Raw genomic sequence first — 21,076 nt, 5'->3', positions numbered from 1 at the left:
CTTGTCTTTCTTATTTGTATGAACGTTGTTTCAATTCAATATCGTTAAACTCTAATTCTTCTTTGTGTAAAACTGCATCTGCAGGTTCTCCTTTATATTCCCAAGCAGCTGCAAAAGCGAAATCTACATCGTTACGTTTTGCTTCTCCTTTTTGAGGGCCATCTAATTCTGCAGATTCTTCTCTAAAGTGACCTCCACAAGATTCTGCTCTCATTAAGGCATCTTTAGCAAATAACTCACCTAACTCTAAGAAATCTGCAACTCTACCTGCTTTTTCTAATTCTGGGTTCATTTCACTTGCAGATCCTGGTACAGAAACTTCTTTCCAGAATTCTTCACGAATGGCTTTAATTTCTACCATTGCTTCTTGTAATCCTTTTGCGTTTCTAGACATACCTGCCTTGTCCCACATTACTTTTCCTAATTTCTTATGGAAATAGTCTACAGATTTTGTTCCTTTATTTTCAATAAAATGATTGATTCTTTCTGTAACTTCTTTTTCTGCTGCGTCAAATTCTGCAGTTTCAGTAGATATTTTTCCTGTTCTAATATCAGCAGATAAATAATCTCCAATAGTATAAGGTAGTACAAAATAACCATCTGCCAAACCTTGCATTAATGCAGAAGCTCCTAATCTGTTTGCTCCGTGGTCAGAGAAATTTGCTTCTCCAATACAGTAACATCCAGGAATAGTTGTCATTAAGTTATAATCTACCCAAACACCACCCATTGTATAGTGTACCGCTGGATAAATCATCATTGGAGTTTCATACGGGTTTTGATCTATGATTTTCTCATACATCTGAAATAAGTTTCCATATTTTGCTCTAACAATCTCTTGTCCTAATTCTTTTATTTTTGCAGGTGATGCATTTTCTATATTATGAATTTTTGCTTGCTCTTTTCCGTAACGTGTAAAAGCAGATGCAAAATCTAAATACACAGCTTCTCCTGTTGCATTTACTCCGTAACCAGCATCACAACGTTCTTTTGCTGCTCTAGATGCAACATCACGCGGTACTAAGTTACCAAATGCAGGGTAACGTCTTTCTAAATAGTAATCTCTTTGATCTTCTGTTAAATCATTAGGTGATTTCTTTCCTTCTCTAATTGCTAAAACATCTTCCATGTTTTTAGGAACCCAAATACGTCCATCATTACGTAAAGACTCAGACATCAATGTTAATTTAGACTGATAATCTCCAGAACGAGGAATACATGTTGGGTGAATTTGCGTATAACAAGGATTTGCAAAATAAGCTCCTTTCTTGTGTATTTTCCAAGCTGCAGTTGCATTAGAACCCATTGCGTTTGTAGATAAGAAATATACATTTCCGTAACCTCCAGAACCAATTACAACAGCATGTGCAGAATGACGCTCAATTTCTCCTGTAATTAAATTTCTTGCAATAATTCCTCTTGCTTTTCCATCAACAATAACAACGTCTAACATTTCATGTCTGTTAAACATCTCTATTTTACCACGAGCAATTTGTCTATTCATTGCAGAATACGCTCCCAATAATAATTGTTGCCCCGTTTGTCCTTTTGCATAAAAAGTTCTAGAAACTAAAACTCCACCAAAAGAACGATTGTCTAACAAACCACCATAATCACGTGCAAAAGGAACTCCTTGTGCTACACATTGATCAATAATATTTGCAGAAACTTCAGCTAAACGATATACGTTTGCTTCACGAGAACGGTAATCTCCACCTTTTACAGTATCGTAAAATAATCTGTAAGTAGAATCTCCATCTCCTTGGTAATTTTTTGCAGCGTTAATTCCTCCTTGTGCAGCAATAGAATGCGCTCTTCTTGGAGAATCTTGGTAAGCAAATGCTTTAACATTATAGCCTAACTCTGCTAATGTTGCTGCGGCAGAACCACCTGCTAATCCTGTACCTACAACAATAACGTCTATATTACGTTTGTTTGCAGGGTTTACCAAGTCTATTTTATTTTTATAATCTGTCCATTTATCTTTAATTGGACCTTTTGGTACTTTTGAATCTAAAGCCATTGTTATTTAAAATTAATGGTTATTAAATAAATGATGAAATAATGCAATAATTATAAATCCTAAAGGAATAACTATTGAATATATTTTACCAAAATTTTGTAATGCTTTTTTTCTTCCTGCGGTAACTCCCATCGATTGAAAAGCAGATGCAAAACCATGTGCTAAATGCAATCCTAAGAAAACAAATGCAACTACATAAGCAATAACTCTAATAGGGTTTACAAACTTCTCTTGTAATTCATGAAAATATCTTGTTGGATCTTCTGGTAAAGCAGCAATATATTTATGGTTAATTTCTGGAAACCAGAAATCGATAAAGTGTAAAACAATAAAAGCTAAAATTGCAATTCCACTGTAAATCATGTTTCTACTCATCCAAGATGAATTAGCAGCTCCATTATTTTTAGCATAAGCAACTCCGTTTGCTTTTTTGTTTTTTAACTCTAAAATAAAACCCATTACAAAATGAAAAACAACACCAATAATTAATACCGGCTGCAAAGCAAACTGTACTATAGGGTTTGTCCCCATAAAGTGAGAAGCTGTATTAAATGCATCTTCACTAAAAAGTGAAAGTAAATTTACTGATATATGCATTATTAGAAAAAACATGAGGAAGAATGCAGAAAGCGCCATGGCTATCTTTCTTCCAACTGAAGATTTGAAAAATCCGCTCATTGTATAAATGTATAATTAAGTTATAATTGTTGTTTTACAAATGTACTATTTACATATTCTTTATTGAAATAAAACAGGGGTTTTTTAATTATTTAGAATCGTTTTAATAAAGAAAATAAACATATTTTAAACAACTTAAAATCAGTTATTTATGTGTCTAAATTTATTTAAAAAATATAAAAAATTTCATCTTTCACAAAACTGGTTAACCAAAAAAAGAATCTATTTTAACCCACTTTAACTATATGGCCAAATTATAGGGATCAATACAATGCTTACTATAAAAAACATTAGAAGTAAAATAGCACCACTTTTTAAATAATCTGTAAACTTATAATTACCTGCATTCATTACCATTGTATTTGTAGGTGTACCAAAAGGCGTTAAAAAAGCCGTAGATGCACTTACTGCTAATGCCATCATAAATGGATGCGGAGAATACCCCAACTCTAAAGACGCTACCAAAACAATTGGTGCCATTAAAATTGCCGTTGCAGTATTACTCATTACCTGACTTAAAAAAGAAGTAATTAAGAAGATACCTGCTAAGAAATAAGTGGGATGTTTTTCTCCTACTAATAAAATCATAGAATCTGCAATAAATTTTGCGCCTCCTGTTTTTTGAAGTGCAACCCCCATCGGTATCATACCTGCCATTATAATAATCACATTCCAATTGATAGATCTATAAGATTGATTCATATTAATACAACCTGCAGCAATCATAATAAATGCGGTTAACATTACTGTAATTGATGACGAATAAGGCCCCCAAATAAACATGCACACCATAAATACCATTGCCAAAATGGAGATAATACCTTTTCTTGTTATGGTACCAACTTCTTTAGACAACTCTTCTGGAGAACCAATAATTAAGAAATCTCTACTTTCTTCTTGAATCGCTTTAATGTCTTCCCATTTAGCACGAACCAAAATAACATCGCCTTCTCTCAAATCAAATTCTCTACCTCTAATTCTTTTATTATATCTACTTACTGCAATAACTTGCAAATTGTATTTTTTTCCGAATCTACCGGTATTAATATGCCTCCCTTTATAGCTAGATTTTGGAGCAATAATCAACTCACACATCCCAATCTCATCCGAAAGTACATTCTGTTTGATAAATTCACCATCAACATCTGCCAATTTAGTTGCAGCTACATTATACTTATCAATAAATCTATGAATACGATTTTCACTACAATTAACAATGAGCTCATCTCCAACATTCATTTGTCTATTTAAATCTGGAAATTCATCCAAATCACTTTTTTTGAAACCTACCTTTTTAAGAAAAGAAGTTGTAATATCTTCTTTAGAAATCATTTTTATAATAGTTACTCCCATTAAGGATCCTAACTTTAATTCTTTCATCGTTTTACCAACAGCTGAAGAATTAGGTCTAATCCTTACCCTCCAAAACCCTTGAAATAATTGATAGGAATCTTCTATACTTTGTATTGATTCATCAATATCTTCTACTCTTCTAGACTTATTACTTGGTAGTAATTTTGTTCCCAAATAACGCATATAAATTACCGTTAACAGTAACAAAGGAACCCCTATGTATGCAAATTCGAAAAAACCAAATTCAGGAATTCCAGCATCTATCATTGCTTGGTTTGTAACAATATTTGTTGGCGTACCTGTTAACGTTAACAAACCTCCGGTAGCAGCTGCAAACGATAAAGGAATTAACATTTTTGAAGCAGGAGTTTTTAATCTCCAAGAAGCAGCAATTATAACAGGCATTAAAGATGCAACTGTACCCGTGTTACTCATAAAGGCAGACAGAATAGCCGAACCAATAATAATTAAGACTAATAGTTTATTTGAATTATTTTTTGATAGCACAATAATTTTATTACCCAACCAAGAAGTTAATCCGGTTCTACTCATTGCTTCTCCAACAATAAAAAGACCTGCAATTAAAATAATACTCGAATTACTAAATCCAGAAAAAGTTTCGTTAACAGTTAAGATCCCTGTCATACTTAGCGCCATCATACTAGTGATTGCTACAATATCTGGTCTAATTTTTCCTGATACAAAAAGAACAATTGTTATTGCTAAAATAATAAATGTAGTTGTCATAGTTTGAGTATTTATAACTTCTAGTGTAAATTGAATAAAAAATATATTATAACATCGCCATCACTTCTGCTACTATAATAATAAGTACTAAAGAAAAAGGATAAACTGCTGCATAAGCAACTTGTGGTGCTTCTGATTCTGTCATAGAATCTGTTGCACTTAAACCTGGAGTTGAAGTCATCCCTCCGGTTAATGCTCCTAAAATAGATAAAAAATTAATTTTTAGTAAGAAGCGTCCAACAAGAACCGTTGTAATCATTGGAACTAAAGTAATAAGCGCTCCATACAAAAATAAAATAAAACCATGTTTTTCAATGGCAGAAATTAAACTCTGTCCTGCATTAAGACCAACAGGTGTTAAGAATAATAATAACCCAAACTGACGTAGTATTTGATTTGCAGGCCCAGATAAATTCCAAATTACAGGCCCAACTTTTCCTTTCCAACTTAAAAAAATAGAAGCTAAAAGCACACCTCCTGTAAGACCTAGTTTTAAACTGATCCCTCCCAAAGGAATTGCGATTGCACCAACAAGAATACCAATAACAATACCAAGTGCAACTGGTAAAAAACTCGTTTGCCCAATTCTTTTTAAACTATTTCCAAAGAGTTGTGTAACAGCAGAAACGTTTCCTATAGAGCAAGAAACTAAAATTTTATCTCCAAATTTTATTTTAGTTGTTGGGTGCGGTGCTAAATCGATACTTGCTCTTCTAATACGTGTAATTGTTGCAGAATAGTTTTCTAACAAATTGAGTTCTCTAATGCTTTTATTTACCACAGCATCATTACTTACAACATACCATTTTACCTCGTAAGTTCCACTACGTGGAATTTCTATATCGGTAACTTTACCTAATAAAACTTCTATTCTTTCTAATGCATTTACTGTACCTACCGCTTTAATAATATCTCCAGTTTCTAAGATTGTGTCTTTTGTAGGGCAAATAGGTAGTTGATTCGGTTTCATGATACGAGAAATATTCGCTTTGGTCATAAAACGTATTCTTAACTCTTTAATAGTTTTTCCGTTAACGTTTTCATTAGAGATAATTAAGTTTTTATTAATTACCATTGGAGTATTAGAGTTTGATTTTTCTTCAAAATCTTTTTCTTCTTTTTTAATGTTAACTCTAAATAAAGAGGGGCCTAGTTTTACAAATAAAATAACGCCTAAAACCCCAAAAGGATACGCAATACCATAACCAATTGATGCTAAAGGAGATTGAGAAGCCTCTATAGAAGCAGCCAAACCAGGTGTAGAGGTTAATGCACCTGTTAACAAACCACTCATCATATTCATATCTACATCATAAATATAAGAAATAGAGACAGCTGTAATTCCACCTGTTAATACTGTAATTCCTGCCAGTGTAATCAATTTTGTTCCTTGTTCTTTAAAAGAACTGAAAAAAGAAGGGCCTGCTTGCATACCTATGGTGTAAATAAATAAAACCAACCCCACACTTTGTATGATAGAAGGAATATTAAAAGTAATACCATATAAGTTATATAAGTACCCGAAAAAAATGGCTACAAAAATAACTGCCGAAGTATCAAAATTAATCCCTTTTACTCGAATATTTCCAAGGGTAATTCCTAAGCCAATAACTAGAAATAACACAAAGTAATCTTTGGTGAGTAATTCTGAAAAAAATTCCATAAATTTTAATATTTATTTAAATGTAATTTTATAAAAAACTAAATTTCATTTGAGTAGACAAAAGTAGGTCTTTACCACAATAAGCTTATATGATATTTATCAGCTGAAGCCTTGCTTTTATTGGTTTTTTTTTAGTTTAAAGTACGCTAACAACCATGCTTATTGAACGAATACGTTGTAGTAAATTTTTTCTTAATTAAAACTGATGTTTTTACCTTTTTTAGATGAAATTAAGCATTTACTATTTTCCCAAGTTCCCCTAAGTACTTCTTTGGCAATAACTTCTCCTTTACAAGTTAAAAAATTACCCTTTATATCTTTTTTTATAATTTTGAAAGAACCTTTATTAATGGCGTTTACAATTTTATAAATTAATACTTTTCTAGAAACTTTACTTCCTTTAGTAATTAATTTTAACCCTTCTTCATTATTGTATAAATCCATTTTTGATGATATCTCATCTGGCACAATACCCTCTTCTAGCTTTCGTTTTTTATAGCTAATATAATTCTCTTTTTCATGTGCTTTTCCTAAAGAACGTGCGGCACCTTCTCCTATTTCTTGACGCATACGTGCCATCCAATATCCATGTCTAAATGCATCTACTTGACCACCTGCACCATCTCCATCTAATAAGTTTGTTTTTGCAATAGAATCAGAAACTCTGTTGGCTTCGTTAGAAACTGTTAAAGATCTTTTTGCTTTAAACGGATGAAATAATACCCATTTTTTAATGGGGGCAGAAAGTTTAAAAAAGCTTTTAAAATTAGATTGAGAAAACATTTGAACAGAAAATAATAGTGCTAAAAAAAAGAGTTGTTTTTTCATTTAAAAAAATAAGATTGTTAATAAACTTAATATGGTAAAAATAAGGCTTTTTTTTAACCATGATTCCCTTCTCATCAATTTCAAAACTCTTATAAGGATTCCTCTAAAAATGGTGAAAAATATTTTTTTTAGATTAAAGTAACTCTAAAAAAGAATCACCTTGATTCTAAAAAAGAATTAAGGTGATTTAATTATATACTTTTCAAAAAGTAAATTTTATGAAAAATTGGGGAATATAACTTCTTATTTTAAACATTAAATGTTGTTCGACAAAACTAAGTGTAATGTATTACGCAGGAAAGGTAATAAAGTGCCTTTAAACTGTAAAAATGGGATAAATTAACGTATAAATTGTTTTCTAAACTCTTCTGGCGTAAATGTAGTATGCTTTTTAAAGTACTTATATAAATTGGCGGGGTCTTTAAAACCTACTTTAAATGCAATCTCTTTTATAGAAAGGTTATTTTGCAAAAGCAATCTTTTTATTTTTATAATAACCGTGTCATCAATAAACTCTTTTGCAGCTTTATTTGCAATAAACTTTACTACCGTATTTAACTTTTTTGTTGAAAAACCTAATTTATTTGCATAATCATACACTTTTTTAGTTTTAAAATAATCCTCTTCTAAAGCATTTTGAAATTTAATAAACTCTTTTAAATATTTACTTTGTTGTACATTATTATATTCTTTAGATTTTAACCTATAAATTAAGGTAATTAAAATATGTAAAAGACTTCTAATAAGCTTATAAGAATACATATCATTAACCACTAAAGCTTCTTTTTCTATAACTTTTATCAATTGAAAAATACCTCCGAAATCGCTATTTATTAATTGTGTTTTTGGAGACACTAACAACTCATTAAACATCTGTAATGCACTAGCTATTTCTAGCTCATTTAAATAACTATTTAAAAACTCTTCTTTAAAACATAACAAAAAACCTTTTGTGTCTTTACTTAAATAAAACTTATGCATTTGATCTTTTCTTATAGAAAGTATGGTTCCTTTACTATAATCGTAATCTGTAAAATCTATTGAATGTTTACCACTATTATCTGTAATAAAAATTAACGCGTAAAAATTTACTTTATGATTTTTTGCAAGAACCTCCGTACTTTCAAGTTCTACTAATTTTTCAAGTTTTACAATATCAAAATTAAATTTTTCAAGTTTTTGATAATTATGCGTTATAATTGGAGTTTTTATCATTGATAATTAACTATTTAAACACCTAAAATACAAAATATTAACTAATACCTTTAATTATACTTCTATTATTGTTAAAAACCAATTCATCATTAATACTCTTACCTAACAAAAGTTTCCCTATGGGTGATGATACTGAAATAGCAAAATATACTTTACCAGAAACAATTAATTGTCCTGCAGAAATGGATAAAAAATAATTTGCAGAACTTGTTTCAATTACACTACCCAAATGAGCAATAGTGCTCTTTTTTGATATATCTATTTTAGCCAAAACTTCTTTCATTTGGTTGATTCCTGCTAATTGCTGACCCGCTTTTTCCATTTCTAATTGTAACATTGCACGCCCAGTTTCATGCTTATCACCTGCAGAACTTTTAGTTTCTGATTGCAATGCTTTTTGGTTCGATGAAATTATGTCATCTACCGTTTGTAACCGATTATTTACAAATGCTTCGCACTTATAATAGAGTTCTTCTTTAAGCTTCATTATTTAAAATAAATGCAAATGCTCCATAATTTCCATGGTGAGAAATTGAACAAGATTTTGTTAATAATTGTTTTTGATGATAAAAAAGTGGCGCTCCAATAGGCGTTTTTATTTTATCTATTTCTTCTGATACAATTTCTTTTTTGGCTGCCAATTGTATTTTTAAAATGCTATTTATTGTTTCTAAAGAACCAATATTCGAGAAAAAATTAACCTCCCCATCGGTTTCTTTAGCAACTGTATGAATATAAAATGAATTAATAACCGTAGTAGTATGGTATTTATCTCCTTCGAAAGAAACAATTCCTTCGTTATTAGAAACTAAACTACATTCAAATTTTAAAGGAGCAAAAAATCGCCTTTCTACCTTTTGGGTGTAGCATTTGTAAGCCGCTTCTTTCATGCTCCAAAACAACCAAACTTTTAAAAACGGATTTTTAGCTTTTAAAATTTCAGTTTGCTCTTTTTGGGTGAATTGTTTCTCTAAAAAACCTTTTCGTTGCCAATTACTTTCGGTTTCTGCAAGATTTAAATCTACAATATCATTGCCAATTCTATGCATTCATTTTTGTTTGAATAATTGCTACAGTAGCTTTTACAGAGAGCATTTTCTCCATAGAAGCATTGTCTATTTCTATCTTAAATTCATCTTCTACATCTAAAATAATATCTACCAAATTTGCAGAGTTTATTTCTAAATCATTTATAAAATCTGTGTCTTCAGAGATGTTTTTAAACCCATCTTCATTTTGAATATAAGGCTTTACAATGGTTGTTAGTTTACTTATAATTTCTTCTTTTGTCATTTTTTATTTATTGTTTTAGACCTCACAGTTTTTTAAAAGCTGTGAGGTTTTTCTTTATCTTAAATTAGTTACAATTTATACTTTTTAAAGATAACACAAGCATTTACATCACCAAAACCAAAACTTGCTTTTGCTAAAATAGTAAAGTTTTTCTCCATCATTTTTGTCGGAATTTTATCCGAAGAAACTAATGCAGTAATTTCTGGATGTACATCTTCACAATTGATATTTGGAAACACAAATTGTTCTTTAATTTGTAAAACAGCAGCAACAGACTCAATAGCGCCAGAAGCAGCCAAACAATGACCAATCATCGATTTTAAAGAATTAATGTATGGAAAATCAGTTCCTTTTCTTTGCAATGCTTTGGTCCAATTTTCTATTTCTAAACTGTCTTTAGATGTTGCTGTTAAATGTCCGTTTATGACATCAATTTCATCCGCAGAAATATTGGCATCTAAAATTGCATCAGTAATACATTTCTGAACAGCTTCTGCATTCGGCGCCGTTAACGTTCCGCCATTTCTTTGTCCGCCAGAATTGATATTCCCACCTAAAACCTCCGCATAAATAGTTGCTTTTCTTTCTAAAGCGCTCTCTAACGATTCTAAAACCAAGGCTCCTGCGCCACTTCCAGGAACAAAACCAGATGCAGTTTCACTCATAGGTCTCGATCCTTTTTCTGGAGTTTCATTGTGTTTATAAGACATTACGCGCATGGCATCAAATCCGCCCCAAGTATGCAAACTACTGTCGCTAGAACTGCCAACCAACATTCGTTTTACTTTTCCGTTTTTAATACGTTCAAAACCTAATAACAAGGCTTCTGTACCCGTTGTACAAGCAGATGAATTTGTTGTTACTTGGTTTCCTAAACCTAAAATTCCACCTAAATAAGCCGAAATTCCGCTTGCCATGGTTTGCACCACAGAAGTACTTCCTAAACGTCTTACTTGTTGCTCATCAATTTTATAAATTGCCTCTCTAAATTTCTCAATTCCAGATGTTCCTGTTCCAAAAATTAAACCAGAATCATAATCTAATTTAGAGTTTTCATCTACAGAAAAACCTGCATCTTTCCACGCATCAATTCCTGCTATACATCCGTATAAAATAGAAGTACTATTAAACCCACGTAGTTGTAAAGGTGTTAAATATGTTGCTTTTTTTTCTTCAGAAATATCCGGAATTCCACCAATACAACAAGAAAACCCCTTGTCTTTTAAATTTTGATGAAAGGTAATGCCAGAAGTTCCAGCTTTTATAGCATTTGTAAACGCAGGTATACCAACGCCATTTGGCGACACCACTCCTAAACCAGTAATTACAACTCTGTTTTTCAATTTTAATTTTTTATTAATTTGTTCTCGATACAATTTCGCGAATAATCGAAATCACTCGAACTGACATTAATTTATTTAGCTATTATCATTCCAGAAATAGTTCCTCTGCAAACCAATTCATTTTTGGCATTCATCATTTTTACTTTGCACTTTAATTTATTGAATCTAAAATATTCTTTTTCTGAAGTTACGGTTACTTTTTCATTTGGTAAAACGGGTAAATAGAAATCAATATTATTAGAGGTTAAAGCAATTTGTGGTTTTTTTTCTGTTGATAAGATTTCGTCTTTTAATAAATAAATTCCCAAACAAACAACACCAATTTGCGCCATGGTTTCCGTTAAAATTACTCCTGGCGTAATCGGATTTCCCTTAAAATGACCTTCATAAAAAAATTCATTTTCTTTAAATGTATAATTTCCTGTAACTCCGTTTTCTGAAATTTCTGTGAGTTCATCAACAAACAAAAATGGGTTTGTATAAGGAAGATTTTTTATAATTTCTATTTGGTTCATTTGCTCGATTTAACAGACCTCGCAGATTTTAAAAACTTGTGAGGTCTTGTAATTTTTTATCATCATTTAATTACCACTCCAATAAAATTCTTTGTGCAGAAAAACCAGGACCAAAACTCAACATTAAACCACGTTCTCTTTTTGCAGGATTTCGATCCATAAATCGTTCTAAAACATACAAAACGGTTGCACTAGACATATTACCGTATAATCGTAAAACTTCTTTTGTATCGTCTATATTTTTTCCTAAAACACCAAATAAATCTTCTACCGTTTGTACAATTTTTTTTCCTCCAGGATGAAAAATTAAGTGGTCTACATCATCAATTGTTAAATTATTTCGTTCTAAAAACGGATGTACAATTGCCGGAAAATGATCTGATATTTTCTGTGGAACCTCCTTATCCAATATCATTTGTAAACCTGTATTTACCAATTTAAAACCCATCATAGAAGTAGCATCGTAAAAATGATACATGGCTTCATCAATAATTTCTGGACCTTTATCTTCTTCATAAGAAGACAAAATAACAGCAGAAGCTCCATCACCAAAAATAGCAGCACTTACAATGTTTGTCATCGAATAATCATCTAACTGAAAAGTTGCTGTTGGTGCTTCAACAGCTATTACAGCAGCTCTTTTATTGGGGTTTGCTTTTAAAAAATTCTTCGCATAAATAATACCAGAAACTCCGGCTGCACAACCCATTTCTGTTACTGGCAAACGTACAATATCTTGTTTCATTTGCAGAGAATTAATCAAATAAGCATCCATAGACGGAATCATAATTCCGGTACAACTTACCGTAATTATATAATCGATATCCGTAGGTTCTAAATTTGCTTTCTCTAATGATTTTGTTAAAGATTGTTCTGCTAGTTTTACAACTTCTCTTGTATAAATATTATTTTTTTCTTCGAAAGAAGTTGCTATAAAAACTTCTTCTGGATCCATAATTGAATACCTTTTATCTACGCCAGCTCCTTCAAATAACTTAACAACTTTCCGTTGAAATCGTTCGTCTTGATCTTGCATCCATAATTTTACAAACGGAATAATATCTTTTGTTTCTCTATAATATTTTGGAAGTTGTTTTGCAACCGATGTTATTTTTACTTTCATATTTTTAGATACTAATTTCACGAATTCGTACTAATTTATTTCGACAAGAATTTTACCTATGCTTGTAATTAAAATTAAAAAACTAAAATTTTGAACTTGATAGCATCCATCGAAAACGGAATGCCCATTTCCATGAAATTTGTGGTTCTACTTTTAATTTTTGAGAGATTCTTTCTAAATCTTTTCTTTTAAATCCTCTTAAAACGGATGTTAATCCGTCTTCAATAATCATTTTATTTTTAATAAAAAGAGACAACAACATAAACAGATAATACGCCAATTTATGTCGATGCAAATCGTTTACTAAAATTGCTATTTTTGTTTGTTTTAAAGTATCTCCTAAAAAAGAAACCAATTGTTCTTCTTTAAAATGATGCAAAAATAAGGTTGCCAATACCACATCGAATTTTCTATTTTTAAATGTATCAGAAAAAATATCTTCTGTTTTAAAACTCAGTTCTGGAAACTTTGTAGATAATTCATTTGCGTATGCTATTGCTGTTGGGTTTGCATCAACACCTAACAAGCTCATTTTATAGCCTTTCTTCCTTCCAAATTTTGCCACATCTCGTAAAATATCTCCATGACCACAACCAATATCTACAATGGTTAACTCTTGTTCTTTTGGGTGATTTTTTAATACTTTTTTCAAGGAATTTAAAGTAACTAAATTTCCGCCTAAATACCGATTAATATTTTCTAACTTATCTAAAGTATCTCGCAGTAAATCGCCGCCAATAGAAAAATCATCCATCAGTTCTTCTTTCTCTGTTCTATTTTTTGTGCTGATAAAAAAATCCATTAAATTTTCATTGGTTTACCATGTGTTTGCTTAATTATAATTGGTAATAAAAAAGGTAGTTTCTTTAAAATTTGTAATAAAATGGATGCAATTCTATCTTTTCGAAATAACATTGCTATAAAATGACCCGATTTTAATCTCCATTTAAATTGTTTGTTCCACTGTCTAATGTACAGCTTTTCAAGGTCACTTCTTGACGAAATAGCACCTTCGTAATAGTTTAGAATGAGTTTAGACGCAATTTGTGCAGACTGAATTGCCATACTCATTCCGTTTCCACAAAGTGGATGAATCATTCCTGCAGAATCGCCACACATTAAAATATGGTTTTCTACTGGTTTTTTGGTTTCAAAAGAAACCTGACTAATCGTTAAAGGTTTCTCAAAAATAGCTTTAGAATTATTGAATATTTCTTTTAAAAATTGATTTTTAAAAACAACTTGTTCTTGAAAATCTTCGATATTTTTATACTTTTTGAAAGACGAAAAATTGGTGATATAACACAAATTAATAGCTTTATTTTCCACCTTAGAAACGCCACAATAACCACCTTTAAAATTATGGAGTGCTACTAAATCTTCTTTAAAATTTCCTTTTACATGAATTTTCACGCCTAAATAAGGCGATTTTTTTTTGATGAAATCTCTTTCTAATTTTACGTCTAATAAAGAACGTTTTCCAAAAGCTCCAATAGTAATTTTTGAAGTGAAGGTATTATTTTCTTTGGTTTCAACCGAAAAAACATCATTTTTAAAATCAACATTTATTACAGAATCTTTTAAAATTGTAACTCCGTTTTTTATCGCTTTTTCTGATAAAATAAAATCTAATTGATATCGTGAAATTCCGAATCCACCCAAAGGTAATTTTGCCGAAATAAGTTTATTTTTGGTAGTTGATAATTGAAATTCAGAGATTTTAACAGCGCCAAAATCAAACGGATTAATCTCTAAAAAATCTAAATAAGGCAACACTTCATTCGAAATATATTCTCCACAAACTTTGTGTTTAGGATATTCATTTTTCTCAATCAACAAAACCTTTTTATTAAATTTTGATAAATGAATTGCATTGCATAAACCTGCTAAACCGCCACCGATAATAATTACATCTAAATCTAAATTGCTTTTATTATAACTATCTATGTTCATCGGTTTTTTCATTCTAATCTATTGACTTTTACAATGCTTTTTCAAAACAAACACTATTTTCCATTTCTTTATACTGTCCATAATTTTCAATCACTTTGTAATTGCATTTCTGATAGAATTTAACAGCTTCTACTTGTCTTTTTCCAGTTTCTAATACACATTTTTTATACCCTAATTCTTTTGCCCAAGTTTCTAATTCTTGTAATACTTTTTGTGCTACTCCTTTTCCTCTATCATCCTTAGAAACAAACATTCTTTTTACCTCTACAGAAGTATTATCAAACTTTTTAATTGCTCCGCAGCCAACTGCTTTTTTATCAACATAAACAACCACCAAATTCTTTAAAACATCTATATTATTAAACTGATGGTAAAAAGCATGTTCCTCTCCATCCGTAATTTTTAGATATGCGTCTAATTCTTTTACCAAATTGATAAAATCTCTGTCTTCTGAATTTGTTCTAATAATTTCTATTTTCATTTTTAATGTTATTTATGTCATTCTAAGACCCGATAAAAAAATTGACCAGAAATAATAACGTACAATTTAGTCCTTTCTCTGATAAGCCTCGTAGTATTTCTTTCAGTTTTGTCATTTCGACTTTTTGAGAGAAATCACATAAAGTTACTCAGTTTTGTGCTTTTACGGTTATGAGATTTCTCCTATCGTCGAAATGACAATTGGAGGTATTATTAATCCTTTCTATTTTTAGGCAGGTCTACGGAAATTGAACTCTTCATAATTTAAATTAACAGATTACTAAGTAATGCTTACCATAATTTTGTAGCATACAAAAAGAAGCTTAGCGTCAGAACTCGAACTTTAATTGCACCCAAACAGGTTCTTTATTTTCGGTATTTAAATTACCAAAAGATAAACCTAATAAACGTACAGAATTTGTAATTTTATCTTGAAACAACAACTCTTTTACCACAGGAAAAAATTCTTTTTTGGTTTGCATAAAATAGTCTTTGGTTTTACTTCTTGTTTGCTGTGTAAAATCAGAATATTTAATTTTTAAAGTTATGGTTTTTCCTTTTGTATCTGTTGTTTTCATGCGTTTTTCTAACTCATCAGCAATTTTTTCTAATTTTTGAATCATAAAAATTTCTGAAGAAATGTTTTCGCTAAAGGTTCTTTCTGCTGCCACAGATTTTCGAATTCTATTAGGCTTTACCGCACTATTATGAATACCACGAACAATATTATAGTAATGAGCACCAGATTTACCAAAAGACTTCACCAACTCTTCAAGTGATTTTTTCTTTAAATCATTCCCCACAAAAATGCCTAAATTATACATTTTTGAAGCAGTCACTTTTCCTACTCCGTAAAATTTATTAACGGGTAATTCTTCTAAAAACTGAATGACCTCATCGGGATGCACCGTTTTTTGTCCGTTTGGTTTGTTAATATCAGACGCTACTTTTGCAATAAACTTATTTATAGAAATTCCTGCTGAAGCCCTTAAACCTGTTTCTTCGAAAATACGATCTCTAATTTCTCTAGCAATAGTATTTGCAGACGGGTTTCCTTTTTTGTTTACGGTAACATCTAAATAAGCCTCATCTAAAGAAAGTGGCTCTACCAAATCTGTGTATTCATAAAATATTTCTCTAACCTGTAATGAAATCTCTTTATAACGCTTAAAATCTGAGTTTACAAAAATTAAATGCGGGCATTTTTGTTTGGCTAAAGTGCCACTCATTGCAGACTTTACTCCAAATTTACGCGCCTCGTAACTTGCTGCAGAAATAACACCTCTTCTACCTTCTCCACCAACTGCTATTGCTTTTCCTCTTAATTCAGGGTTGTCTAATTCTGCTACAGATGCATAAAAAGCATCCATATCTACATGAATTATTTTTCTAAAAGGTGGTTGCAATTCCATGTTTCTAAAATACTAAAAAGATGTTATTTGTCATTGCGAGTTTACAAAGCAATCTCATTTTAAATAGATAGATTACTTAGTTCGTTGCTAATTCGTAAAAACAAATCTATTTTAAAAAATCAACACAAAGTTGTGTTACTTTCGCTAACTCTTTAGAAACTGTTTTTTCTTGCCAAGGATGAGAAACGTTAAAAACGTGATTTGCGTTTTCTATAATTTCAAATTTACTTTTTGGATGCCATTTTTTCAGGTTCTCTGCTTCATTAATTAAAACAGAAGTATCCTTATCTCCGTGGATTATTAAATGTGGAATCTTTAAATTTTCCGTTGCACTTTTAACATCCAAACGTTTTTTATTCTGAAGAAAATCTTCATAAAACTGATAAAAATGAGGCATATTTTGTTTTGTTCTTCCGTTTAAAACATATTTTACACCTTTTTGTTTCCATTCTTTTAAATCACCAACAGTTGCAGTTCTTTTTTCAAAATCACAAACTCCAGCTAACGTAATTACTTTTTTAACTCTTGGGTCTTCATTGGTTTTTAATAATACAATACCGCCACCTCTACTGTGCCCTATTATAGAAATATCATTAGCATCAACGTCATTTTTAAATTTTTCTTCGGATGAAATCCAATCGAAAATACTCCCTAAATCATCTAATTCTTTAGAGTAATTATTATTACCAAAAGCTTCTAAATCGGGGAAATCTATGGGTTGTTCTAAAGTACCTCCGTTATAAGAAAAATTAAATTTGATAAAGAAGAATCCTGCATTTGCAAATGCTTCTGCCATTAAATTCCAAGCTCCCCAATCTTTAAAACCTTTGTAACCATGACAAAAAATTACAACTTTTTTTGGTTGATGTTCTTCTTTGTAAAAAACATCTGTTACAATTGGTTTATTGTGTTTTCCTTTAACAACTAAATTTTTAATTATTTTCATCTTCTGTAAATTATACTACAAATCTAAGAAATGTAACCAAAGCAAAGCCTCCAGTAATAAAACTTAGTACTAAATTTATGTTATTGGTTAAATTGCCTGTTTTTTGCTGAATACATTTTGCAAATCTTCCGTATAAATATAGAATAAAATACGTACCAACTACAGAACCAAAGACAAAAAATAATGTTGAAGCAATATCGAAACTAAAACTATTAAAAGTAATAAGAAGTGCCGCAGTACCACAAAAAAAAGGAATTGCAAACATGTTTAATAAAGACAGAATAACACCCGTAAAAAAAGAGTTTTTTCGTTTAATTTTTAGTTGTTTTTTTTCTTTCTTATTCTGTTTGTAAAAATAAATAGACAAGAAAATTAAAACAACAATACCTGTTTTTTCTAGTATTTCTAGAAATGTTGGGTTCTTAGAAATGTACTCTATAGTATAAATAGATATATAAACTTGAATAAAAACAACCAAAGAAACACCTAACGTAAACTTAGTAAATTCTCTTTTATTTGCATCTAAACTAATTTTTAAGGCAGTCATATTTAACACACTTGGTAGCGTGTATCCTAAAAAGGAAAAAACAAACCCAAAGAAAAACAGCGAAATCATGTTACTTTATTTAGTAACAATTCTGTCGGAATTTATTTACAAAAATTACTTTATAATATTAAAATAAGAGTTTTACAAGAGAAAAAACAGCTACTAAACCAGTTAAAATAGCTAAAATGATATTAATATCTTTTGTTAGTTTTCCTGTCTTTTGCTGAATTGTTTTTGCAAATTTTCCGTATAAGAAGAGGATGTAATACGTACCAAGTACTGCGCCTAAAGTAAAAAATAAAACAGGTATAAATTTAAAACTAAATAGATTAAAAGCATCTAAAGTTATAGTGGTTCCACTAAAAAAAGGAATTGAAAACATGTTTAAAATAGCCAAAGTAATACCCGTTAAAAGCGGTTTTGTTTCTTTCGCTTTTATTCCATTAACTTTAATTTTGTCTTTCTTAGATTCTCTATAAAAATAATAAGACAAAAGGATAAAAATAACAATACCAAATTTTTCTAAAGTTTCTAAAATTGTTGGGTTTTCTGCAATGTACTTGGTTAAAATTACGGCAATTATTACTTGCGGAATTACAATTATAGAAACACCTAGTGCATATTTATTTACAGCGGTTCTTCCTTTTTCTAAACTAATTTTTAACGCAGTCATGTTTAACATGCTAGGTGTTATAGAACCCACGAAAGAGAAGAAAAATCCGAAGAAAAAAAGTAAAAGTATGTTCAAAATTAATTATTTGTATACAAATATACAGCATTTCCTATTGCAACAACTCCTGTTAAACAACCTAAAATAAAATCCATTTTTGTGGCAACATATGTCAGTTTATCTTGAATTTTTTCAGCAACAATAGCATACAAAGAGTATAAAGTAAAAGAACCCAAAGTAGAACCAATTGAAAAGTAAAAACCATTTAAATATGAGTATTCAAAATATTCTAATCCTATTAAAACAGAAATTGAAGTAAAGTAAAAAGGAACAGCAATGGTGTTTAAAGAAGACATGATAATACCGTGCAAATAAGCCTTAGACTTCGGAATTTCTTTTTTCTCTTTCTTTTCTATTGATGTAAAATATAATCTAAAAAAATTGATAGATAATAGAAAAAGTATTCCTGTTCCCATTTTTTGAATTAAGGTTATATATTCTGAATTCTCCATTAAAACACTAGACAAATAGGCTCCTATATTTGCTTGAAAAAATAAGATGGTTGCATAACCACCAATAAGATAAAATGCTGCTTTTTTACCATTTCTTAAACTGAATTTAACAACCGTTAAGTTTAAAAAACTAGGTGTAATACTACCTGCAGCAGCAATACAAAAACCTAAGAAAATAAAAATTAGAATGTGCATAAATTGTTTTTTACATAGGCAAATAAACAAAAAAAAGCGTCAAAAAATTGACGCGTTTCATATTTGTAATAACTTAAATGAGTTTTATTAAATAACTCCTTGGTCTAACATGGAATCGGCTACTTTAATAAAACCAGCAATATTTGCTCCTTTTACATAGTTGATATACCCATCTTCTTCTGTTCCAAATTTTAAACAAGCAGTATGTATAGAGTGCATTATTTGGTGTAATTTAGCATCTACCTCTTCTTTTGTCCAGTTCATTTTCATTGCATTCTGAGACATTTCTAAGCCAGAAACTCCAACTCCACCTGCATTAACCGCTTTACCTGGTGCGTATAAAATTTTAACTTTATGAAACTCGTGAATAGCTTCTGGGGTACAACCCATATTAGAAACCTCTGCAACATATTGTACGCCATTTGCTATTAATTTAACAGCATCATCTCCGTTTAACTCATTTTGAGTAGCACAAGGCATTGCAATATCGCATTTTACACCCCAAGGGCTTTCATTTGGATAAAAGATAGCTTCCGGAAACTCATCTGCATACGGAGAAACAATATCATTATTACTTGCTCTTAATTGTAACAAGTAACTTATTTTATCCTCATCCAAACCTTTTTCATCATAAATATATCCATCAGGACCAGAAATTGTAATTACTTTTCCGCCTAATTCTGTAATTTTTAAAGCTACACCCCAAGTAACGTTTCCAAAACCAGAAAGTGCAATTGTTTTCCCTTTAAAATCATCATTTTTGGTTTCTAGCATTTCTTTTGCAAAATAAACGCCTCCAAACCCTGTTGCTTCTGGTCTAATTAAACTTCCTCCCCAATTTAAACCTTTACCTGTAAAAACGCCCGAGTTTTCTTGTTGTAGTTTTTTATACATACCGTACATAAACCCAATTTCTCTAGCCCCGGTTCCTATATCTCCTGCAGGTACATCTGTACTTGGGCCAATAAAGCGCCATAATTCTAGCATAAAAGCCTGACAAAAACGCATAATTTCTGTATCCGATTTTCCTTTAGGATTAAAATCAGAGCCTCCTTTTCCACCTCCCATAGGTAAAGTAGTTAAGGCATTTTTAAATATTTGCTCAAACCCTAAAAACTTTAAGATGCTTAAATTTACACTTGGGTGTAATCGAATACCTCCTTTATATGGACCAATGGCATTATTAAATTGTATTCTATGACCTAAATTAACATGAACATTTCCTGAATCATCCATCCAAGAAATTCTAAAAGTAAAAATGCGATCTGGTTCTACTAAACGTTCAATAATTTTTGCCGATTCGTATTGTGGGTTTTCATTATAAATTGTTTCAATAGACTCTAAAACCTCTTTAACAGCCTGTAAATATTCTTTTTCATTAGGATGTTTGGTTTCTAGATTTGTTAAAATTTCTGTAACATTCATATTTATATAATTAACAACTATTTATAGAATAATTTTAATAACAAAAATACATTTTTAAAATTGATATTTAAACAACATATTTTGTTAGATTTTTAAGTATTAACAAAAATATAACGCTTTTTTAAGAATATGAGATATATTTAAATCCATACTAG

General features: G+C 30.4%; 21 protein-coding genes. All 21 read right to left on the bottom strand.

Annotation, left to right across the window (positions count from 1 at the left end; all coding sequences use genetic code 11):
* Positions 1-10: 10 nt before the first annotated feature.
* Positions 11-2,023: a fumarate reductase/succinate dehydrogenase flavoprotein subunit gene (locus GQR92_RS12020; protein ID WP_158839868.1), complete on the bottom strand. Its 2,013-nt coding sequence runs from the start codon at positions 2,021-2,023 to the stop codon at positions 11-13.
* A gap of 12 nt (positions 2,024-2,035) precedes the next feature.
* Positions 2,036-2,701: a succinate dehydrogenase cytochrome b subunit gene (locus tag GQR92_RS12015; protein WP_158839866.1), complete on the bottom strand. Its 666-nt coding sequence runs from the start codon at positions 2,699-2,701 to the stop codon at positions 2,036-2,038.
* 237 nt (positions 2,702-2,938) lie between these two features.
* Positions 2,939-4,801, bottom strand: a complete 1,863-nt coding sequence (locus GQR92_RS12010; RefSeq protein ID WP_158839864.1) for an SLC13 family permease — start codon at positions 4,799-4,801, stop codon at positions 2,939-2,941.
* Positions 4,802-4,847: 46 nt separating this feature from the next.
* Positions 4,848-6,464, bottom strand: coding sequence for an aspartate:alanine exchanger family transporter (locus GQR92_RS12005; RefSeq protein WP_158839862.1), 1,617 nt, complete (start codon positions 6,462-6,464; stop codon positions 4,848-4,850).
* Positions 6,465-6,656: 192 nt separating this feature from the next.
* On the bottom strand, positions 6,657-7,292 hold the full coding sequence (locus GQR92_RS12000; RefSeq protein ID WP_158839860.1) for a DUF6973 domain-containing protein: 636 nt from the start codon (positions 7,290-7,292) through the stop codon (positions 6,657-6,659).
* A 339-nt stretch (positions 7,293-7,631) separates the two neighbouring features.
* Entirely contained in the window at positions 7,632-8,507 is an 876-nt protein-coding gene (locus GQR92_RS11995) for a helix-turn-helix domain-containing protein (protein WP_158839858.1), read from the bottom strand.
* A 37-nt stretch (positions 8,508-8,544) separates the two neighbouring features.
* The gene (locus GQR92_RS11990) at positions 8,545-8,994 is read right to left on the bottom strand and encodes a 3-oxoacyl-ACP synthase (RefSeq protein ID WP_158839855.1); all 450 of its coding nucleotides are present in this window, start codon (positions 8,992-8,994) and stop codon (positions 8,545-8,547) included.
* Positions 8,984-9,556: a 4'-phosphopantetheinyl transferase family protein gene (locus GQR92_RS11985; protein ID WP_158839853.1), complete on the bottom strand. Its 573-nt coding sequence runs from the start codon at positions 9,554-9,556 to the stop codon at positions 8,984-8,986. Before GQR92_RS11985 ends, GQR92_RS11990 begins: the two co-directional genes overlap by 11 nt.
* Positions 9,549-9,800, bottom strand: coding sequence for an acyl carrier protein (locus GQR92_RS11980; protein WP_158839851.1), 252 nt, complete (start codon positions 9,798-9,800; stop codon positions 9,549-9,551). Before GQR92_RS11980 ends, GQR92_RS11985 begins: the two co-directional genes overlap by 8 nt.
* A 68-nt stretch (positions 9,801-9,868) precedes the next feature.
* A complete protein-coding gene (locus GQR92_RS11975; RefSeq protein ID WP_199269134.1) occupies positions 9,869-11,143 on the bottom strand; it encodes a beta-ketoacyl-[acyl-carrier-protein] synthase family protein in 1,275 nt (424 codons plus the stop codon).
* 71 nt (positions 11,144-11,214) lie between these two features.
* Positions 11,215-11,658, bottom strand: coding sequence for a 3-hydroxyacyl-ACP dehydratase FabZ family protein (locus GQR92_RS11970; protein WP_158839849.1), 444 nt, complete (start codon positions 11,656-11,658; stop codon positions 11,215-11,217).
* Positions 11,659-11,728: 70 nt separating this feature from the next.
* Positions 11,729-12,781: a type III polyketide synthase gene (locus GQR92_RS11965; protein ID WP_158839847.1), complete on the bottom strand. Its 1,053-nt coding sequence runs from the start codon at positions 12,779-12,781 to the stop codon at positions 11,729-11,731.
* 82 nt (positions 12,782-12,863) lie between these two features.
* Entirely contained in the window at positions 12,864-13,583 is a 720-nt protein-coding gene (locus GQR92_RS11960; protein ID WP_158839845.1) for a methyltransferase domain-containing protein, read from the bottom strand.
* On the bottom strand, positions 13,583-14,734 hold the full coding sequence (locus GQR92_RS11955) for an NAD(P)/FAD-dependent oxidoreductase (RefSeq protein ID WP_233269845.1): 1,152 nt from the start codon (positions 14,732-14,734) through the stop codon (positions 13,583-13,585). Before GQR92_RS11955 ends, GQR92_RS11960 begins: the two co-directional genes overlap by 1 nt.
* A 28-nt stretch (positions 14,735-14,762) precedes the next feature.
* Complete coding sequence (locus tag GQR92_RS11950) at positions 14,763-15,215, bottom strand: GNAT family N-acetyltransferase (RefSeq protein ID WP_158839841.1); 453 nt, start codon at positions 15,213-15,215, stop codon at positions 14,763-14,765.
* 328 nt (positions 15,216-15,543) lie between these two features.
* Positions 15,544-16,626 carry a DNA polymerase IV gene (gene dinB, locus GQR92_RS11945; protein WP_158839839.1) on the bottom strand — a complete coding sequence of 361 codons (1,083 nt, stop codon included), beginning with the start codon at positions 16,624-16,626 and terminating at the stop codon, positions 15,544-15,546.
* Between the two features lie 106 nt (positions 16,627-16,732).
* The gene (locus GQR92_RS11940; RefSeq protein ID WP_158839837.1) at positions 16,733-17,572 is read right to left on the bottom strand and encodes an alpha/beta hydrolase family protein; all 840 of its coding nucleotides are present in this window, start codon (positions 17,570-17,572) and stop codon (positions 16,733-16,735) included.
* Between the two features lie 10 nt (positions 17,573-17,582).
* Entirely contained in the window at positions 17,583-18,188 is a 606-nt protein-coding gene (locus GQR92_RS11935) for a LysE family transporter (RefSeq protein WP_199269133.1), read from the bottom strand.
* 58 nt (positions 18,189-18,246) lie between these two features.
* Complete coding sequence (locus GQR92_RS11930) at positions 18,247-18,867, bottom strand: glutamate dehydrogenase (RefSeq protein WP_199269132.1); 621 nt, start codon at positions 18,865-18,867, stop codon at positions 18,247-18,249.
* A 2-nt stretch (positions 18,868-18,869) separates the two neighbouring features.
* Positions 18,870-19,496 (bottom strand): LysE family transporter, encoded by a 627-nt coding sequence (locus tag GQR92_RS11925; RefSeq protein WP_158839835.1) that lies wholly within the window; start codon positions 19,494-19,496, stop codon positions 18,870-18,872.
* 87 nt (positions 19,497-19,583) lie between these two features.
* Positions 19,584-20,921: an NADP-specific glutamate dehydrogenase gene (gene gdhA, locus GQR92_RS11920; RefSeq protein ID WP_158839833.1), complete on the bottom strand. Its 1,338-nt coding sequence runs from the start codon at positions 20,919-20,921 to the stop codon at positions 19,584-19,586.
* Positions 20,922-21,076: the final 155 nt, after the last annotated feature.

The organism is Polaribacter sp. L3A8, from assembly GCF_009796785.1.
Taxonomy (GTDB): Bacteria; Bacteroidota; Bacteroidia; order Flavobacteriales; family Flavobacteriaceae; genus Polaribacter.
Note: the sequence above shows the minus strand (reverse complement) of the source record. Positions and strands in the feature narration are given on the sequence as shown.

Excerpts from the sequence above, each read along its gene's own strand:
- GQR92_RS12005 (WP_158839862.1), bottom strand. The coding sequence starts at position 6,464 with ATGGAATTTTTTTCAGAATTACTCACCAAAGATTACTTTGTGTTATTT.
- GQR92_RS11980 (WP_158839851.1), bottom strand. The coding sequence starts at position 9,800 with ATGACAAAAGAAGAAATTATAAGTAAACTAACAACCATTGTAAAGCCT.
- GQR92_RS11965 (WP_158839847.1), bottom strand. The coding sequence starts at position 12,781 with ATGAAAGTAAAAATAACATCGGTTGCAAAACAACTTCCAAAATATTAT.
- GQR92_RS11925 (WP_158839835.1), bottom strand. The coding sequence starts at position 19,496 with ATGCACATTCTAATTTTTATTTTCTTAGGTTTTTGTATTGCTGCTGCA.
- dinB (WP_158839839.1), bottom strand. The coding sequence starts at position 16,626 with ATGGAATTGCAACCACCTTTTAGAAAAATAATTCATGTAGATATGGAT.
- GQR92_RS11935 (WP_199269133.1), bottom strand. The coding sequence starts at position 18,188 with ATGATTTCGCTGTTTTTCTTTGGGTTTGTTTTTTCCTTTTTAGGATAC.
- GQR92_RS12020 (WP_158839868.1), bottom strand. The coding sequence starts at position 2,023 with ATGGCTTTAGATTCAAAAGTACCAAAAGGTCCAATTAAAGATAAATGG.
- GQR92_RS11970 (WP_158839849.1), bottom strand. The coding sequence starts at position 11,658 with ATGAACCAAATAGAAATTATAAAAAATCTTCCTTATACAAACCCATTT.
- GQR92_RS11990 (WP_158839855.1), bottom strand. The coding sequence starts at position 8,994 with ATGAAGCTTAAAGAAGAACTCTATTATAAGTGCGAAGCATTTGTAAAT.
- GQR92_RS11995 (WP_158839858.1), bottom strand. The coding sequence starts at position 8,507 with ATGATAAAAACTCCAATTATAACGCATAATTATCAAAAACTTGAAAAA.
- GQR92_RS11955 (WP_233269845.1), bottom strand. The coding sequence starts at position 14,734 with ATGAACATAGATAGTTATAATAAAAGCAATTTAGATTTAGATGTAATT.
- GQR92_RS11985 (WP_158839853.1), bottom strand. The coding sequence starts at position 9,556 with ATGCATAGAATTGGCAATGATATTGTAGATTTAAATCTTGCAGAAACC.
- GQR92_RS11940 (WP_158839837.1), bottom strand. The coding sequence starts at position 17,572 with ATGAAAATAATTAAAAATTTAGTTGTTAAAGGAAAACACAATAAACCA.
- GQR92_RS12000 (WP_158839860.1), bottom strand. The coding sequence starts at position 7,292 with ATGAAAAAACAACTCTTTTTTTTAGCACTATTATTTTCTGTTCAAATG.
- GQR92_RS12010 (WP_158839864.1), bottom strand. The coding sequence starts at position 4,801 with ATGACAACTACATTTATTATTTTAGCAATAACAATTGTTCTTTTTGTA.
- gdhA (WP_158839833.1), bottom strand. The coding sequence starts at position 20,921 with ATGAATGTTACAGAAATTTTAACAAATCTAGAAACCAAACATCCTAAT.
- GQR92_RS11950 (WP_158839841.1), bottom strand. The coding sequence starts at position 15,215 with ATGAAAATAGAAATTATTAGAACAAATTCAGAAGACAGAGATTTTATC.
- GQR92_RS11960 (WP_158839845.1), bottom strand. The coding sequence starts at position 13,583 with ATGGATTTTTTTATCAGCACAAAAAATAGAACAGAGAAAGAAGAACTG.
- GQR92_RS12015 (WP_158839866.1), bottom strand. The coding sequence starts at position 2,701 with ATGAGCGGATTTTTCAAATCTTCAGTTGGAAGAAAGATAGCCATGGCG.